The organism is Streptomyces gardneri (genome assembly GCF_006539185.1).
GTDB lineage: Bacteria > Actinomycetota > Actinomycetes > Streptomycetales > Streptomycetaceae > Streptomyces > Streptomyces gardneri.
Genome location: NZ_BJMN01000005.1, coordinates 455269 through 472306, shown reverse-complemented (window position 1 = coordinate 472306; position 17038 = coordinate 455269). Strand labels below are relative to the sequence as shown.

The following is a 17038-nucleotide window of genomic DNA, read 5'->3' as shown; positions in this document are numbered from 1 at the left end:
CGATCACCTCGCGGGGACGGTGATCACCGGGCAGTGGGCACGGTGGAGCAGCCCGTGGACCACGGAGCCGACACGCATCCCGGTGTACCCGCCCCGGCCCCTACGGCCGACGACGACGGCCAGGGCGTGTTCGGCGGCGCCAGCGAGCGTCTCGACGGGGGAGCCGATGAGCACCTCGTGGGTGAGCCGGACGTCGGGGCACTTATCCGCCCAGCCGGCGGTGGTCTCCGAGAGCAGGCGGCGTTCGGCGTGGAACAGCGTGTCACCGCTGTGCAGGGTGAAGACGGGTGGCTGCCAGACGGCGATGGCACGCAGTGCGCAGCGCCGGAGGTCCGCTTCCTCGAAGGCCCAGGCCAGCGCGGCGCGTGAGGATTCGCTGCCGTCGACGCCGACGACGAGATGGGGCGTCTCCTGGGTGATGTGTTCCGCGTCGCCCACGACGACCACCGGGCAGTGCGCCTGCGCGGTGACCGGTAGGACCAGGGAGCCGGCGCTCAGGAACTCCTCGGTACGACTGAGGTGCCGGGAGCCCAGCACGATGATGTCGGCCTCGTTCGACAGAGCGGCCAGGGCTGCCGCCGGGAACCCGTCGAGAAGAGAGGAGGTGACCTTGATGTCCGGCTGCCGGGCGTGCGCCCAGGCGAGTGCCGTACGCAGAGCTTCCGAGCCGACCTGCCGCTGTGCCAGGTGACGAGGGGTGTCGTCGACGTGCTGGGTGTCGTGCTGCGGTGGTACCGCGACTGTCAGGCGCAGTCCCACGCCTCGCCGGTGAGCCTCGTCCGCGGCCCAGGCAAGGGCCAGGTGCCAGTTCTTGACCGGGTCGATGCCGACGACGATGTCACAGCGATCCGTGGTGCTGGTCATGACGTGCTCCCGTGTCCGGGCCCTTGCCGGGGGATGAGCTCCACAGGGCAGTGGGCGTGCTGCAGCAGGCTGAGCGTGGTCCGGCCGAGGGTGGGTCCGAGGTATCCGGGCGAACGCCGGCCACCGACGACCAGAAGGTCTGCGTGGTGCGACGCGTCCACAAGGGCCCCGGGCACACTGCGGCCCTTCTGGCCGTCGGCGTGCACAGTGAGTCCCGGGAACTCCTCACGGACCCGTTCCGAGAGCGAGGACAGTACGCGTACGTGATCGCGGGCGATCTCGTCGTCACCGTGGGGCAGCGCAGCTCGTGAGCGGGCGGACAGCCCGGCACTCCGGATGTGCAGGAGCCGCAGGGGTACCTTGCGCAGCAGGGCTTCGCGTGCCCCCGCGCGGGCACATCCCACGTCAGCCTCGTCCCGCACCGCCGCGAGAACCACGCCGGCCTCGACAGGCTCCGCGGTACCGCGGACCACGACCACGGGCGTGGTGGCGCCGGCCGCGACCTGAAGGCCGACGGATCCGAGCAACAACGAGGGGAACCCGCCGAGGCCTCGGTGCCCGACGACGATCGTGCCGGTCAGGGCGGCGGCGCCGCGCAGCCCGTCGGCGGCCCTGCCATCGGTGAGTTCCGTGACGACCGTCAGCTCGGGGTGACGCGCCGTGATCGCCTCGGCGGTCCGGTCGAGCAGTTCCCTTCCCTCCTGCCGGCTCCTGACGATCTCCGCACGGGACAGGAACGGTGCCTGTGTGTCCGTGTCGGCTCCATGGACGAGGAAGAGAGTGCTGCCCCGCAGGGCCGCCTCCGCTGCCGCCCACGTCACCGCCGTGCGTGCGGGCGGTGATCCGTCGACGCCGACGACGACCCTGCTGGGGCCGGGGCGGGCTGGGGTTCCGTCCATGGCTCCTCCTCACGCGGTCCGGGGGACTCCTTCCACCCTGGCAGCCGGTCCCGAGCGGCCGCAGGGCCGCTGGGGCCAACGACGGGACCAAAGGTCCTACCCGGGCTGGGCTGAGCGCGGGCCGGCAGCGACGAGTCCGTTCGGACCCGAGGGTGGACCATTCGGCCCTCGCCGCCCCCAAGCGTGCGGCGGAGGGTGGTGTCACGGGACAGCACACCGGCCGAACCCTCGAACAGGAGGCGCGGCGATGAAGCACATGAAGGTCGGGGGCCTCATGACCGACGAGGTGGTCTCCGCCATCCCTGCGGCGTCGTTCAGGGAGGTGGCGAAGATGCTCGCCGAACACGACATCAGCGGGGTCCCCGTCGTGGACGAGGACGACCATGTCGTCGGAGTCGTCTCCGAGAGCGATCTCCTGGCCCGCCACGAACTGACCGCGCGGGAGCTCATGAACACTCCGGCCGTCACGATCCACGCCGAGGAGACGGTGGCGGACGCGGCCCGGCTGATGGTGCGCCGCGGAGTCGAGCGCCTGCCCGTGGTCGACGAGGAGGAACGACTGGTCGGCATCGTGACCCGCCGCGACCTTCTCTGTGTCTACCTCCGCCCGGACTCCGAGATACGGCGCCGCATCCGTGAGGATGTCCTCACCGATGCCATGGATCTTCCCGCGGACGTGGTGGACGTGCACGTCCTGGACGGCGTGGTGACGCTGGGGGGCCGCATCCGGCGGCGGAGTCAGGCCTTGATGCTCGTAGGACTTGCGGAGAGCGTCGACGGCGTCGTCGCCGTCGTGGACCGACTGTCCTTCCACGAGGACGACACGCGTCTCACGTCCTCCACCCGGACTCCGCACGACATCTCTTTGTGACTCAGCGCAGACAGGACGAACCGTGTCTACCACCGCTCTGACCCGATCACTCGTGACGTCGCTGATCGAAGACGCCGTCACGGCTCCCTCGATGCACAACGCACAGCCGTGGAAGTTCGTCTGCAAGACGGGTACCGGCGTCATCGAGCTGCACGGCGATCCGTTGCGCGGCATGCCGGTGGAGGACCCGGACCACCGTGCCCTCCACCTCGGCTGCGGCGCCGCCCTGTTCGGTCTGCGGGTCGCCGCCGCGCACAGGGGCCGGCACGCCGCGGTCCGGCTGCTGCCCCGCCCCGAGGACCGCTGGCACTTCGCCGACGTGGAACTCCATGGTGCGGACGACGTCGACCGCGGTCTCGTCGCGCTCCACGCCGCCCTGTCGCGGCGCCACACCAGCCGATTCCCCTTCACCGAGGAGCAGATCCCCTCCGAGGTGGTCGACGGTCTGAGGGCCGCGGCCCTCCTGGAGGGCTGCCAGCTGGTCGTGCCGGGCGACTGGCACACCGACGCCGTCCTCGAGATCGTCCACGACTCCGAAAGGTTCGAGGCCGCAGACGCGGCGGTTCGAGCGGAGATCGCCGCCTGGACACGCACGGGTGCGCCCGACGAGGGCTCCGAGACCGAAGGCATCCCTTCGTACGCCTTCGGCCCGCGGCAGTACGACGTCACCTCTCCGGTCCGGGACTTCGACTCACCCCGGCAAGTCCCGGACCGCGCTTCGGCACGCTTCGAGAAGCGGCCTCAGATCGCCCTCCTCGGCACGGTCGACGACAATCCGCAGCAGTGGCTGATGGCCGGCCAGGCGCTGCACCGGATCCTGCTCCGGGCCACCCTCGACGGTCTCGCCACCTCCCTCATGTCACAACCCCTGGAGTGGTCCGAACTCCGCTCCGCCATACGCGATCCCAGCTCGACGGCGGCCTTCGTCCACATGGTGCTCCGCCTGGGCTACGGCCCTCAGGGGCGGGCTACGCCGCGTCGGCCCGTCTCCGAAGTGCTCGCCTTCGACTGAACCGCCCCTCACAGACGGAACCAGCGCTCCTGTCCGGGTGCGACGGTCACCCGCCGTCCGCCAGGGAGCACGACTGCGAGCGGGCCCTCGGGCGAGGCGGGAACCCGAACTGCCAGCCGCCCGGGAAGCATCCGCAGGCGCACCCCTCGATGAGGGCCGCAGCACAGGGTGAAGGTGAACCGCGGAATCTCCGCCAGTGGCACCGGAGCGACTCGGAGCCCTTCCGGTCCCGTTTCCAGGCCGGTGAGCCCGCGTTCGACGAGGTCGATCGTGCCGGCCATCGCGCCGAGATGGATTCCCTCGCCGGTCGTTCCGCCCTGCACGTCAGCCACGTCGGCAAGCAGGGCCTCCTCGCAGTAGCGCCAGGCGTCGGCGCCCTTCTGCCGGGCCAGCACCCACCCGTGGACGAGGCTGCTCAGCGTCGATCCGTGGCTGGTGCGCCGCAGGTAGTACGAGACGGTCGCACGCCACATCTCGTCGTCCAGCGCGTAGCCGAGCCGGGCGAACACGCCGTACAGCTCCTCGGGCCGGAAGAGGTAGCCGAGCATGAGGGTGTCGGCCTGCTTCGACGCCTGGTAGCGATTGACGGTGTCGCCCTCGGCCTCCAGGATCCGGTCGAGCCTGCGGATGTCGCCGTACCGCGCCCGGTACGCCTCCCAGTCGAGTTCTGCCAGCTCGCCGTACCCCTCGAACTGGCTCACCACGCCCTGGTGGAACGGCACGTGCAGGCGGCGGGAGATGTCCTCCCAGCGAGCGAGTTCGCTGTCGTCCAGCGACAGTTGCTCCGCGAGTTCCGAGTGGCGGGCCTCGGGCAGTTCGCCGAGCAGGTCGAGGCCGCGGGCGAGCACCCAGGCGGCGGTCGCATTGGTGTAGGCGTTGTCGTCGATCCCCGGGGTCGCTGCATCGGGATAGGCGTCGTGGTATTCGTCCGGTCCCACGACCCCCCGGATGCGGTAGCGGCCGAGCGCGGGGTCGAAGGTGGCAGCCCCGGCCCAGTAGCGGGCGACCTCAAGCAGGATCTCCGCACCGGCCGAGTGGAGGAATCCTCTGTCGCCGGTGGCCTGCGCATACTTCCAGACGTTGAACGCGACAGCGGACCCCACGTGGCGCTGGAGTCGGGAGTGGTCGGCCAGCCAGCGTCCTGAGCGCGGGTTGAGGTGCAGTTCCTGGGTCTCCTCGCGGCCGGAACTCGCACTCTGCCAGGGATACATGGCCCCTTGACGACCGGTGTGGCGGGCGGCCGCACGGGCGGCCGGCAGTCGGCGGTGCCGGTACATGAGCAGCGCCCGGGCCACCTCGGGGAAGTGGAGGTCGAGGTAGGGCAGGACGAAGAGCTCGTCCCAGAAGACGTGTCCCCGGTACGCCTCGCCGTGCAGTCCGCGAGCGGGCACGCCCACGTCGAGGTCCGCCGTGTGCGGGGAGAGCGTCTGCAGCAGGTGGAACACGTGCAGGCGCAGGATGCGGCCGGCTTCCCCGGGCGCATCCAGCTCCCCCTGTTCCCAGACGCGCTGCCACGCCGCCTTGTGAACCGAGAGCAGCCGGGGGAAGGCCGGAGTACGAGCGATCAGGTCAGTGGCTGCCGTGAGCGGGTCGGCGGCGGGCCAGTCCATCGTTGTGTGCAGCGCCAGGGTCTTCACGACCATCGCCGAGCGGCGGGGAACGACTGGCAGGTGGTACGTCTGCTCGGTGCCGGCCGAGGTGGCTGCCTCCCGCGCGGGTCGCGCGGGGCGGGTGGCTGTGCGCACGGCCATGGCGATCCGGATGCCTGGGTCGACGGTACGGCAGGTGAGCCAGGCGACGCCGTCGGGCTTGAATCCGGTCCGGTGGTCGCTGAGATGGCGCCCGTCGAGGTGCCGGTAGCGCTCGACTCCGGCGTTGGTGACGGCTCCGTCGAGAATGGACTGCACTTCGATGGAACCGCTCCAACCGTAGGCGCGGAACAGGGTGCACTGGGCCGCCAGTCGAGGTTCTCCCATGTGGACGATGCGGATGTGGCTGACGCGCAGGCCCCGCCCGCGGGCGTCCTCGAAGAACAGACGTCGTGTGAGAACCCCCGCACGCAGGTCGAGGTGCACGTCGTAGTGGCGCAGTTCCCCGGCGTCGGGGGTGAGCCAGTCGCCCGGCGGACCGTCGTCCGGGAGGCAGCGGTAGCGCAGAAGCGTCCAGTTCGGAAGGTTGACGAGATCCTCGTTCTCGACCTGCTGCCCTGCGACGGTCGAGGTGAGCCGGTCGTAGCAGCCGGCCAGATAGGTGCCCGGGTAATGCGCACCCCCGGCGGTGCACTCGGGAGCGGAGCCCCGAGAGGCGAACCGGCCGTTGCCCAGGGTGCAGAGCGCTTCGACCAGCGGCTCGCGTTCCGGGTCGTACCGGTCGTACCTCCACTTCCAGTCGGTGGTCATCCGGTCCCACCCCACACGCTCCGGACCAGCGTCGTGAGATCGGCAACCACGATGTCGGCCCCTCGTTCTCGCAGGGCAGCGGCGGTGCTCCGCAGCGGGGTGCGGTCGACACCGACGACGAGGCCGAAGCCGCCGCGACGCGCTGCCTCGACTCCGGCGAGTGCGTCCTCGGCGACCGCAGTCTCCTGCGGACGGCTGTCCAGGAGGTCGGCCGCCCGTAGAAAGAGCGCGGGATCCGGCTTCCCGGAGAGGCCGAGCCGGGCCGCGTCCTCGCCGTCCACGATCACCGTGAGGAAACCGGCGAGCCCGGCGGCACGGATCAGTGCCCGTGCGTGCCGGGAGGCGGAGACGGCAGCGCACGGCACACCCGCCGTGCGCAGGGCCGTGAGGGCGGGCCCTACGTCGGCGAAAGCCGTGACGCCTTCCGTACGAAGCAGATCGACGAACGCCCGTTCCTTGTGTGCCGCGACGGCCCAGACCGTGCCGCAGCCGGGGGCGTCGTTGGGCTCTCCCGGTGGGAGGTGAAGGCCGCGGGCGGTAAGGAAGGCCGCGGCGCCGTCGTACCGGGACCTTCCGTCGACGAGTCGGCGGTACTCGGCGTCCGCGTCGAAGGGGGGCTGTGTCCCGCTGTCGGGCGCAAGTCGGTCGAGGCAGGCGTCGAAGGCGGTCTTCCACGCCGCCGCGTGCACGACGGCGGAGTCGAGCAGAACACCGTCGGTGTCGAGGACGACACTCTCCGGCGGCCGAGAGCCCGGGCTTCGGCCGTTCATCAGGCCGCCGGCGTGTCGGGGAGGCTCACGGCCGTGTGCTGCGGGCCGCCCAGCGCGACCTTGATGGCGCCGGTCTCGGCCGCGCGGCCGAAGACGTCGTACGCCTCCTCCATCTCCCCCAGCTCGAACCGGTGGGTGATCAGTTCTGCCGACGGCAGCCGCCCAGCCGCCATCATGCGCAGCAGCATGGGCGTGGACGAGGTGTCCACCAGCCCGGTGGTGATCGTGACGTCCTTGATCCACAGGTCTTCGAGGTGAAGGACCGCGGGCTTTCCGTGGACTCCGATGTTGGCGACCCGGCCGCCGGGCCGGACCATCCGGGTGCACATCTCGAACGTCTCCGGGACGCCGACGGCCTCCATGACGACGTCCGCGCCGAGGCCGTCGGTCAGATCCGCGACGAGCTGTTCGGGTCCTTCTCCGGCGTTCACGGTGGCGTCCGCGCCGAGGGATCGGGCGGCGTTCAGCCGGGACTCGGCGAGGTCGACGGCGACGATACGGCCGGGACTGTAGAGGCGCGCCGTGATGACGGCGGCGAGGCCGATGGGGCCGGCGCCGACCACGACCACCGTGTCGGCGGGGCTCACCGCGCCGTTCAGCACACCGACCTCGTAGGAGGTGGGGAAGATGTCGGCGAGCAGGACGGCGTCGGCGCTGTCGATCGAGTCGGGCAGCGGGTGGACGGACAGGTCGGCGAAGGGTACGCGGACGTACTCGGCCTGGGTGCCGTCGACGATGTGGCCGAGGATCCAGCCCCCTCCGCCACGGCACTGTCCGTAGCGGCTCTCCCGGCAGAAGCGGCACCTGCCGCAGGCCGTGATGCAGGAGACCAGGACGCGGTCCCCCGGCCGGACCGTGCGGACGTCGCCCCCGGCCTCCACCACCGTGCCGACCGCCTCGTGTCCGAGCACCCGGCCTGGCGTCACCTCCGGGACGTCCCCCTTCAGGATGTGGAGGTCCGTACCGCAGATGGTGACGGCGTCGACCCGTACGATCGCGTCGGCGGGATCCTCGATCGCCGGGTCGGGTACGTCCTGCCAGGCGATCCGGCCCGGGCCCTGGAAGACGAGTGCCTTCATGGCGCCCACCCACTTCCTGTCGCGCTTCGCCGCGTTCCTCGTCCACCAGGCTCCGTCCGGTGATCGGGCGACACATGGGCCGGTCGGCCCCCCGATGTGCCCGTACGGACTCTCGGGGCCGGCCAGGTCCGGATGCGAAGGTGGAAGTCGGTACACGTTCCGAAGGAGGGACGGCCATGTCCGAGGCAGCCCCGAATCCAGCTCCCGCGGCCCCCCGGCCGGCTCTGCTCAGCTTCCTGGGTGGCGTGGGGACGGTCACCGGAAGCAAGTTCCTGGTCGAGAGCGACCATGCGCGGATCCTCCTCGACTGCGGTCTCTTCCAGGGTTTCGCGAAGCTGCGGCACCGCAACTGGGAGCGGTTCGCCCGCGACGCCGCGGACGTGGACGCCGTGGTCGTCACCCATGCCCACCTGGACCACTGCGGCTATCTGCCGCGCCTGGTGCGGCAGGGATTCCGGGGGCCGATCCTGGCCAGCGCCCACACCGCCCGGCTCGCCGGGATCGTGCTGCGCGACAGCGCACGGCTCCAGATGGAGGCCGCCCGGCACGCCGACGAACACGGCTGGTCCAAACACCGCCCGGCCAAGCCGCTCTACGACGACTCGGACGTCGAGAAGACCCTGGCGTTCTTCGACCCCGTGACCGTCGGCAAGGACGTGGAGATCATGGCCGGCACCCGGCTGACGCTCCACCACGGCGGACACATCCTCGGCTCTGCATGGGCTCACCTCACACTGGAGGACGGCCACACTCTGGCCACCTCCGGGGACCTGGGCCGCCCGGGGCACCCGCTGCTGGTGCCGCCGGAGCCGTTCTCCGGCGCCGACGTACTCCTCATGGAGTCCACCTACGGCGACCGCCGTCACGACCAGGAGTCGGCCCGTTCGGAGTTCGCCTCCGTCATCACCCGCACCCTCGAACGGAACGGCACCATCGTCATCCCGGCCTTCGCGATCGACCGGACCGAGGTCGTCCTGCACGAACTGGGCCGCCTGCGCGACGCAGGCGTCCTGCCCCGCTCGGTCCCCGTGTACGTGGACAGCCCCATGGCCCTCGCCGCGCTGGACGTCTACCAGGACGCCGTACGCGAGCACTCCGCCGAGCTGCGGCCCGAGATCCTCGCACGGGGCGAGGGCGCGCTGAGCCCGGAACCGTTCCTCGCAGCGCGCACGGTGCAGGAGTCCATCGACATCAACAGCACGCACGGGCCCGCCGTGATCGTCTCCTCGGCCGGCATGGCCACCGGCGGCCGGGTCCTGCACCACCTCCACCGCCTTCTCCCCGATCCGCGCAACGCCGTTGTCGTGGTCGGCTTCGCCGCTGCCGGCACCCGGGCACGGGACCTGGTCGACGGAGCCCGGACGCTCAAGATGTTCGGCGAGTACGTGCCCGTACGGGCCGAGATCGCCGACGTACCCCACTTCTCGGCCCACGCCGACGCCGGACAGATCATCGACTGGCTCCGCGACTCCCCTCCCCCGCACACCACCTACCTCGTCCACGGCGAACCGGCCGCCTCCGAGACGCTGCGCGACCGCATCGACCGCGAACTGGGCTGGACGGCCGTCGTGCCCCGCTCGGGGGAGGCCGTCCTGGTCCGCTGACCCGGTCCCATCGGTCCCTCGGGTAGGGAGAGCGCAATGACACCTCAGCCGTTCACCGTCGCCGACGTGATGACCACGAAGGTCGTCGCCGTCCAGCCCGGCGCTGAGTTCAAGGAGATCGTCGCCGCCATGGAGCGGTGGAAGGTGACGGCCGTACCGGTCGTCGAGGGCGAGGGCCGTGTCGTCGGGGTGGTCTCCGAGGCCGATCTGCTCCTCAAGGAGGAGTTCCACGACCACCGACTCGGCCTCGTCGAACAGATGCGACGGCTCGACGCCACGGCCAAGGCCGGTTCTCGCCGAGCCGAGGACCTGATGACCTCGCCCGCCGTCACCGTCGCTCCCGAGGCGTCCCTGCCCCAGGCCGCCCGCCTCATGGCCTCCCACCACGTCAAGCGGCTGCCGGTCGTCGACACGAACGGAACGATCCAGGGGATCGTGAGCCGGTCCGACCTCCTCAAGGTCTTCCTCCGCCCGGACGAGGATCTCGCCGCCGAAGTGCGCCACGACGTCGTCGAGCACGTTTTCCCGCTCTCGCAGAGCCAGGTCGACGTCCGTGTCGACGCCGGAGTGGTGACGCTGTCCGGTGAGGTCCGCGACAGCGGGCTCATCCCGCTCGCGGCCCGCCTGGTCCGCGCTGTCGAAGGCGTGGTGGACGTACGGTGCGAGCTCACCGCCCAGGGCCGGACGTAGCCATGTCCGGCCGTTCCGGTGCAGGTCACGGGTCCACCGTGCATGCTCGAAGCATGTCCCAGGTGACCAGCACCGACCTGTACGAGGTCACGATGGTGCTCTCGTACCTGCGGGAGGACATGCGGGCCCCGGCCACTTTCAGCCTCTTCGTCCGCGACCTCCCCCCGGGACGCGGATTTCTCGTCGCGGCGGGGCTCGAACCGGCCCTCGACTACCTTTCCCGGTTCCTGGTGGGCCGCTCCGACGTCCGGGAGTTCGCCGAGGCGCTGCGTCGGCCGGTCGAGGACGTGGAACCGCTGCACGGCCTGTCGTTCGACGGCCAGGTCCGCGCCGTGCCCGAAGGACGGCTGGTCCTCGCAGGTGAGCCGCTCCTGGAGGTCACCGCGCCCCTGCCGCAGGCCCAGCTCGTGGAGACGTACCTGCTGTCTCTCGTCTGCCATCAGACGGCGGTCGCCTCCAAGGCGGCGCGGTGTGTGCTCGCCGCTGCCGGGCGACCACTGGTGGACTTCTCCCTGCGCCGGAACCACGGACCCGAGGCCGGCATGCAGGCGGCGCGGCTCTGCGCGCTGGTCGGCTTCGCCGGCACCAGCAACGTCGCCGCCGCGACCCGGTACGGCATCCCCGCATCCGGCACCATGGCCCACTCGTACATCGAGACCTTCGCCTCGGAGGAGGACGCCTTCCGTGCCTTCGCCCGAACCCATCCGGGACCGGTGACCTTCCTGGTCGACACGTACGACACCGACCGCGGGGTCGCGACGGCCGCCCGCGTCCTCAGCGACTTGGGGCGCGGTCCGGGGTGCGGGATCCGCCTCGACAGCGGAGACCTCGGAGCGCTCGCCCGGCGCGCCCGTACCGCCCTCGACGCGGCGGGGCTGAGAGACGTGCAGATCATCGCGAGCGGCGGCCTCGACGAGTACGCCGTCGCCGCGCTCGTACGGGACGGGGCACCCATCGACGTCTTCGCCGTGGGGACGAAGGTCGGCACGGCCGCCGACGCCCCGTATCTGGACGCGGCGTACAAGCTGGTCGAGTACGACGGCCGGCCGGTCATGAAGCTCTCGTCGGCGAAGGTGACGGCTCCGGCCCCGAAGCAGGTGTTCCGCGGCCCCGGTCTCCGCGACGTCATCGGTCTCGCGAACGAGGAGCCACCCGAGGACACAGAGCCACTGCTGCGGACCGTGATGCGCGGCGGGCTCCGCACGGATCCGCCCGACACTCTGGCGTCCGCCCGGGCCCGCTTCGAGGCCGACGTCGCCGCATTGCCGGAGGAGGCCCGGCGCATCGAAAGCCCTATGCCACCGGTGCCGGTCGTGTCGACCCGGCTGTCGGCTCTGACGACCGTCGTACGACACCGGATCGAGGCGCGGACGCGAGCCGGACGGTAGCACCGGGGACACAGCGGAGGCTGCGTCCGAAGGAGCGAGCCGGCGCCGCCACTGGGCTGAGATCGAAGCCGGGGGGTGGACTCCGTCGCCGCTCGCGGGAAAGGTGCCGGAATGACGTGGCTTGCGACGCCGGCGGGCGCTGTCCTGGTGTTGTTCATCCTCCGGGACGTGTTCCATACCCTTTGGCACCCGACCCGTCACGGGGGTCTGAGCAGGCTCGTGATGGTGTCTCTGTGGTGGCTGTCCCCGCGCCTCGGCAAGCGCCGGCGGTCGGCCGGTCTCGCGGGCCCGCTCGGCATGGTGACGGTCGTCGCCGCGTGGGCACTGACCGTGGCCGTGGGCTGGGGGCTCATCTACTGGCCCCACATGCCGGAGGACTTCTCGTACGCGGCGGGGCTCGTCCCGTCCGAACACGCCGGCCCGCTCGACGCCCTGTACATCTCGCTGGTCACCCTCGCCACGCTCGGCCTTGGCGACATCGCGCCGGCCTCCGGATGGCTGCGCGTACTCGCCCCCATGGAGGCCCTCGTGGGCTTCGTCCTGCTGTCGGCGACCGTCGCCTGGATCCTCGGCATCTACCCCGCGCTCGCCCGCCGCAGAGCGCTGGCCCTGCGGCTGTCCCACGTACGCCGCAGCGGGGCCACCGCCGAGGCGCTCGACTCCGACGGCGGCGCCGCGCTCCTCGACGGCCTCACCTCGGCACTTTCCACGATCACGGTCGACTTCCTGCAGTACGCCGAGTCCTACTACTTCCACGACGGGGACGAGAACACGTCCCTGCCCCGACAGCTCCGCTACGCCCTCGGCCTCGCGGACCGAGCCACCGGGGCGCACCACCCGGACGTCAGGCTCTCCGCGTCGGTACTCCGCAGGGCACTGGAAGACCTGGCCGTCGTACTCGACGAGCGCTTCCTGCGCACGGGCGAGGGGCCCGAGCGGGTCTTCGCGGCCTACGCCGACGACCACGGTCAACCCCAGGGGCCGGACGGCCCTCCCCAGGACGGCGGCAGCGGGCGATCCTGAACGTGGGGGGGGCCGCCGGTCGAACGCGCGAGAAGGTGACGAGCGATGAGGCACCGCAGCGTCGCGGATCTGATGACGCCCACAGCGGTCAGCGTCGGTCCGGGCACGACGTTCAAGGAGATCGCACGACTCCTGGACGAGTTCGACATCACCGCGGTGTGCGTGGTGGACGAGTCGAACCGGCCACTGGGCGTGGTCTCGGAGGCAGACCTGGTACGCCGCCGTGCGGCCGGGGCCGTACTCGACACCGCGGGAGCACTCATGTCGAGCCCCGCCGTCGTCGCCCGACCCGAGTGGAGCGTGGTGCGGGCCGCCCGTGTCATGGACCGGACCAGGGTCAAGCGTCTGCCCGTCGTCGACGACGGGCGCCTCGTGGGTGTGCTCAGCCGGAGCGACCTCGTCCAGCTCTTCCTGCGCCGGGACCGGGCGATCCAGGAGGAGATCGTCGAAGACGTGGTCACCCACACCCTGGGTCTGAGCCCGTCGGCCCTCTCGGTGGAGGTCGAGGACGGCAGGGTCACCCTCAGCGGCACGGTCCGCCGCCGCAGCCTCGTTCCGGTGCTCCTCAGACTCTGCAACAGCGTCGACGGTGTCGTGGGGGTCGTCGACCGGCTCAGGTACGAAGACGACGACCTCTCCAGGAAGTGACGATCATGGACACCCTGGCGCCCCTCACAGTCCCGTGGCGGTATCCGCCGAACTCGACGGCCGGCTGTCCCGCTGGCTGTGGCTGGTCAAGTGGATCCTGGTGATCCCGCACTGGATCGTGCTGTTCTTCCTGTGGATCGCCTTCTTCGTGGTGACGGTCATCGCGTTCTTCGCCATCCTCTTCCTGGTCAAGTGGTGGCTGCTCGCCATCCCGCACTACCTGGTGCTCGCCTTCTTCAGCAGCGGCATGCACGCAGGATGGTGGAGCGGCGGCCTGATCACCCTGCTCACGCTCATCGCGGCCTTCGCCCTCGCCTTCACCGACCGCTACCCGCGTGATCTGTTCGCCCTGATCGTCGGCCTCAACCGCTGGGTCCTGCGCGTCGCCGCCTACGCGAGCCTCATGACGGACGCCTACCCGCCCTTCCGCCTCGACCAGGGCGGCACGGAGACCGCCGGGACCGAGCACGCCGCGGACGGCAGTTGACGGCGCCGCCTGGCGCGCCGCAGCTCGTCGGTGCCCCACACCAGGACCGGGAACGTCGCGACGAGCAGGACGACGTCCAGAGGAAGGGCGGCCGTGCCGAAGAGGTGCTGGAGCGGGGGCGCGTAGACGAGGGCGGCCGTGAAGGCGAGCTCGAAGGCGATGCCGGCGAGCAGCAGCGGATTCGAGAACACTCCGATGTCGCGCAGCGCCGCGTGGTCGGTGCGGGCCGCGAACGCCGTGCCGACCTGGCAGGTAACTATGCCGGCGAAGGTCGCCGTGGTAGCGGTGACGTACGCGTGGTGCAGGGGGCTGCCCGCCTCGGTGGGGTCGCCCGGCTGCCAGCCCGCGCGCCACAGCACGTAGAAGTAGCCGGCCATGACGAGGACGGCCGACGTGAGCCCCAGGTACCCCCAGCTCCGTATGAGCATGTCGCGGGAGATCACGCTCTGGTGCCGCGGTCGCGGAGGCCGCTGCATGATGCCGGGCTCGGAGCGTTCCCTGCCGAGAGCGAGGGCTGGCAGGGTCTCGGTGCCGAGGTCGATGGCGAGGATCTGCAGCACGGTCAGGGGGAGCGGTACCGTGCCGGCGGAGAGCGCGAAGACGAGGAAGGGAACGATCTCCGGAGTCGCGTGAGCGAAGATGTAGACGATGAACTTGCGTACGTTGTCGTAGACGCGGCGCCCGGCTTCGACCGCGGTCACGATGGTGGCGAAGTCGTCGTCGGTGAGCACCATGGTGGCGGCCTCGCGGGCCACGTCGGTGCCGGAGCGGCCCATGGCCACGCCGATGTGGGCGCGGTGCAGCGCAGGGGCGTCGTTGACGCCGTCACCTGTCATGGCGACGATCCGGCCGTGCTCCCGAAGGGTGTCCGCCACCTTGAGTTTCGTCTCGGGCGAGGAGCGGGCGAAGACGATCTCGTCGTCGCCTTCCACGAGGAGCCGGTCCAGTTCGTCGTCGCCCAGCGACTCCGACGCCGCGACCACGTGCAGGCTGGGTACTCCGATGCCGACCTCCCGGGCGACGGCCGCGGCGGTGGCGCCGTTGTCGCCCGTGACGACGTGTACCCGGATCCCGGCCTCGTGGCAGCGGCGGACGGCCTCCGCCACCTCGGAGCGCGGCGGATCGTACAGCCCGACGAGCCCGAGCAGGGTCAACCCCGACTCCGCGTCCTGACGGCGTGACGGCAGCTCCGCACCGCGCGGCAGTTCGCGTACGGCGACGGCCAGGACCCGCATGCCGTCCCGGGCCAGTTCCTCAGCCGCCGCGCGGGCCTCGTCTGTCCCCGTTCCGGGCAGGAGGCGGTCCAGCACCACTTCGGGCGCTCCCTTGACCACGATCCGCGTGGAGCCCTGCATCTCCCCGCCCCGCGTCTCCCCGCCCTGCACTACCGACATCAGGCGCAGCCTCGGATCGAAGCGGAACAGTGCCCGCCGTCCCGCGTCGCGCCGACCGAGGTCCAGCGGAGCCCCGTGGTCGGCGGCCCCGGCGACGAGGGCGGCCTCGGTGGGGTCGCCGTGCAGTTCGCCGTCGGCTTCTCGTGTGACGGTGGTACACAGGGCACCGGTTCTCGCCAACTCCTCCGCCCAGGGGCCCGGCTCCGACCCGTGGTCGACCGTCCACAGGGCCCTGAGACGCATGCTGTTGCGGGTGAGTGTGCCGGTCTTGTCCGTGCAGATGACGCTCGTGGAACCGAGGGTCTCCACCGCGCTGAGCCGTTTGACCAGCGCACCCCGTCGGGCCAGGGCCCGCACGCCGACGGCCAGGGCCAGCGTGATCGTCGGGAGAAGTCCCTCGGGGACGTTGGCGACGAGGAGCCCGATGGCGAACGTCAGGGAGTCGGTGACCGGAAGCCCGACCGCCACCCCGAGGACGAGAAACACGACGCCCATGCCGGTTGCGACGCCGGCGATGAGCCACGCGACCCGCTTGACCTGCCGCTCCAGAGGGCTCGCCTCACGCCGCGTCCGCTGGCTGAGCGCGGCGATCCGACCGAGTTCGGTGTGGTTTCCGGTGGCGAACACGATGGCACGCGCCTGCCCTCCGACACAGGTCGTCCCGCTGAAGACGAGGTTCGGCTCCTCCAGCAGCGGGGCGCCGAGGATCCCGGCTGAGGCTATCCGTTCCACGGGCACGGACTCGCCCGTGAGCATCGACAGATCGACCTCGACCCCGCCGTCGGTGACGTGCGCGTCGGCGGGGACCTTGTCGCCCTCGTCCAGGAGGATCAGATCGCCAGGTACGAGGTCACGGGCCTCCACGACGCGGGGCTGCCCGTCGCGTACGGCGCTGGCGTGCTCGGGCAGGTAGCGGGCGAGCGTCTCCACCGCCCGCTCCGCCTGTCGCTCCTGGAGCAGGGCGAAAGCCGCGTTGACGGCGATGACCGCGAGGATCGCCCAACCTAGGACCGCCAGGTCCGCGACGAAGGCGAGAACGGCGGCAGCCCACAGCAACAGTGCCAGGGGGTGGACCAGCTGCCCGACCAGCTCGCGCGCGAAAGAGGAGCGCACCTTGCGCCGCACTTCGTTCGGTCCGTGGACGGCGAGGCGCCGGGCGGCCTCGCGGGCCGAGAGACCATCCGGCCCCGTGGCGAGTTCACGACGCAGCCGGGGCAGCGGTTCACTGGGGTCGAAGGGCGGCGCCTCGGTGGAGGCAGCGGTCCGCTCCGGAGTGGCACCGCTGTCGGCATGGTCAGTCATCGTCGTCCTCTGGACCGCTGCCCCGGTGGAGTCGGCCGGACCATACGGGTTCCACCTGCTCCCACTCGCGTTCCCAGGCCGCGAGCCGGTGACCTTGGGTCCGCCGCCGTACGAGGAAGACCACGGCGGCGCCCGTCACTCCGACCACACCCGCCGCCGCCGTACCGCCCGAGAGCGAGGTAAGGGCGCGGTCCGCGGCACTGCCTGGCGGCCGGGCGGGTGCCCCTGCGTCGTCCACCCAGATCGTCACGGCGCGCCCCTGGGGTGTCCGCAGCGGGACGTGAATGCTGCCGGACCGACGGACATGCTCGGGCTGCTCCCAGACAGCCGGCGCGACGGCCTGTGCCTTGGAGCCGTACCGGGTGGCGACGGGTGGTTCCTTGGCCGGCCCGGTGGTCGTCGCGGTCACCTGATGACGGTGGACGGCGAGTTCTCGGTCGGCCTTGGCTCCGGCCGCCCAAAGGCTCCCGGCGGCCACAGCACCGCAGATCAGAGCCATCATCAGCACGAGGACCAGGGCGGCGCGCCTTGCGAGTCTCCTGGGCCGTGTGGTCCCGCTCCCCGACGGCTCGTGGTGGAGCATGCCGAACCTCCCGTTGGGGTGGCCT

Annotated in this window: 15 protein-coding genes; 8 read left to right on the top strand and 7 right to left on the bottom strand. The window is 71.2% G+C overall.

The annotated features are described in order from the left end of the window. Positions 1 to 3: 3 nt before the first annotated feature. Both SGA01_RS04450 and SGA01_RS04445 read right to left on the bottom strand, forming a co-directional pair. Complete coding sequence (locus tag SGA01_RS04450; RefSeq protein WP_141293458.1) at positions 4 to 864, bottom strand: universal stress protein; 861 nt, start codon at positions 862 to 864, stop codon at positions 4 to 6. Beyond that, a complete protein-coding gene (locus tag SGA01_RS04445; protein WP_141293456.1) occupies positions 861 to 1763 on the bottom strand; it encodes a universal stress protein in 903 nt (300 codons plus the stop codon). The genes SGA01_RS04450 and SGA01_RS04445 overlap by 4 nt, the downstream gene beginning before the upstream one ends. Before the next feature lie 247 nt (positions 1764 to 2010). Here SGA01_RS04445 and SGA01_RS04440 point away from each other — a divergent pair, with 247 nt between their 5' ends. Further along, complete coding sequence (locus tag SGA01_RS04440) at positions 2011 to 2634, top strand: CBS domain-containing protein (RefSeq protein ID WP_141293454.1); 624 nt, start codon at positions 2011 to 2013, stop codon at positions 2632 to 2634. A gap of 22 nt (positions 2635 to 2656) precedes the next feature. Next, complete coding sequence (locus tag SGA01_RS04435) at positions 2657 to 3646, top strand: Acg family FMN-binding oxidoreductase (protein ID WP_141293452.1); 990 nt, start codon at positions 2657 to 2659, stop codon at positions 3644 to 3646. Positions 3647 to 3654: 8 nt separating this feature from the next. Here the strand turns inward: SGA01_RS04435 and SGA01_RS04430 are convergent, their stop codons facing one another. The 3 genes from SGA01_RS04430 to SGA01_RS04420 are packed head-to-tail and all read right to left on the bottom strand — an operon-like array spanning position 3655 to position 7894. Continuing rightward, a complete protein-coding gene (locus SGA01_RS04430) occupies positions 3655 to 6045 on the bottom strand; it encodes a glycoside hydrolase family 65 protein (RefSeq protein WP_141293450.1) in 2391 nt (796 codons plus the stop codon). Then, the gene (locus tag SGA01_RS04425; protein WP_141293448.1) at positions 6042 to 6815 is read right to left on the bottom strand and encodes an HAD family hydrolase; all 774 of its coding nucleotides are present in this window, start codon (positions 6813 to 6815) and stop codon (positions 6042 to 6044) included. The genes SGA01_RS04430 and SGA01_RS04425 overlap by 4 nt, the downstream gene beginning before the upstream one ends. Further along, positions 6815 to 7894, bottom strand: a complete 1080-nt coding sequence (locus tag SGA01_RS04420; protein ID WP_141293446.1) for a zinc-dependent alcohol dehydrogenase family protein — start codon at positions 7892 to 7894, stop codon at positions 6815 to 6817. The genes SGA01_RS04425 and SGA01_RS04420 overlap by 1 nt, the downstream gene beginning before the upstream one ends. 176 nt (positions 7895 to 8070) lie before the next feature. Here SGA01_RS04420 and SGA01_RS04415 point away from each other — a divergent pair, with 176 nt between their 5' ends. From SGA01_RS04415 to SGA01_RS04390, 6 genes are all read left to right on the top strand, one after another. Beyond that, positions 8071 to 9498 (top strand): MBL fold metallo-hydrolase RNA specificity domain-containing protein, encoded by a 1428-nt coding sequence (locus SGA01_RS04415; RefSeq protein ID WP_141293444.1) that lies wholly within the window; start codon positions 8071 to 8073, stop codon positions 9496 to 9498. Between the two features lie 36 nt (positions 9499 to 9534). Further along, complete coding sequence (locus SGA01_RS04410; protein WP_141293442.1) at positions 9535 to 10188, top strand: CBS domain-containing protein; 654 nt, start codon at positions 9535 to 9537, stop codon at positions 10186 to 10188. Positions 10189 to 10241: 53 nt separating this feature from the next. Continuing rightward, a complete protein-coding gene (locus tag SGA01_RS04405) occupies positions 10242 to 11576 on the top strand; it encodes a nicotinate phosphoribosyltransferase (RefSeq protein WP_141293440.1) in 1335 nt (444 codons plus the stop codon). A gap of 168 nt (positions 11577 to 11744) precedes the next feature. Continuing rightward, a complete protein-coding gene (locus SGA01_RS04400; RefSeq protein ID WP_308699034.1) occupies positions 11745 to 12599 on the top strand; it encodes a potassium channel family protein in 855 nt (284 codons plus the stop codon). A gap of 45 nt (positions 12600 to 12644) precedes the next feature. Then, positions 12645 to 13247: a CBS domain-containing protein gene (locus tag SGA01_RS04395; protein ID WP_141293436.1), complete on the top strand. Its 603-nt coding sequence runs from the start codon at positions 12645 to 12647 to the stop codon at positions 13245 to 13247. A 34-nt stretch (positions 13248 to 13281) separates the two neighbouring features. Continuing rightward, complete coding sequence (locus SGA01_RS04390) at positions 13282 to 13734, top strand: DUF4389 domain-containing protein (protein WP_229917905.1); 453 nt, start codon at positions 13282 to 13284, stop codon at positions 13732 to 13734. Here the strand turns inward: SGA01_RS04390 and SGA01_RS04385 are convergent. Further along, positions 13662 to 16430 carry a cation-translocating P-type ATPase gene (locus SGA01_RS04385; protein ID WP_141293432.1) on the bottom strand — a complete coding sequence of 923 codons (2769 nt, stop codon included), beginning with the start codon at positions 16428 to 16430 and terminating at the stop codon, positions 13662 to 13664. The two genes, SGA01_RS04390 and SGA01_RS04385, sit on opposite strands and share 73 nt — an antisense overlap. Next, positions 16423 to 17013 (bottom strand): Rv1733c family protein, encoded by a 591-nt coding sequence (locus SGA01_RS04380; RefSeq protein WP_359103449.1) that lies wholly within the window; start codon positions 17011 to 17013, stop codon positions 16423 to 16425. Before SGA01_RS04380 ends, SGA01_RS04385 begins: the two co-directional genes overlap by 8 nt. Positions 17014 to 17038: the final 25 nt, after the last annotated feature.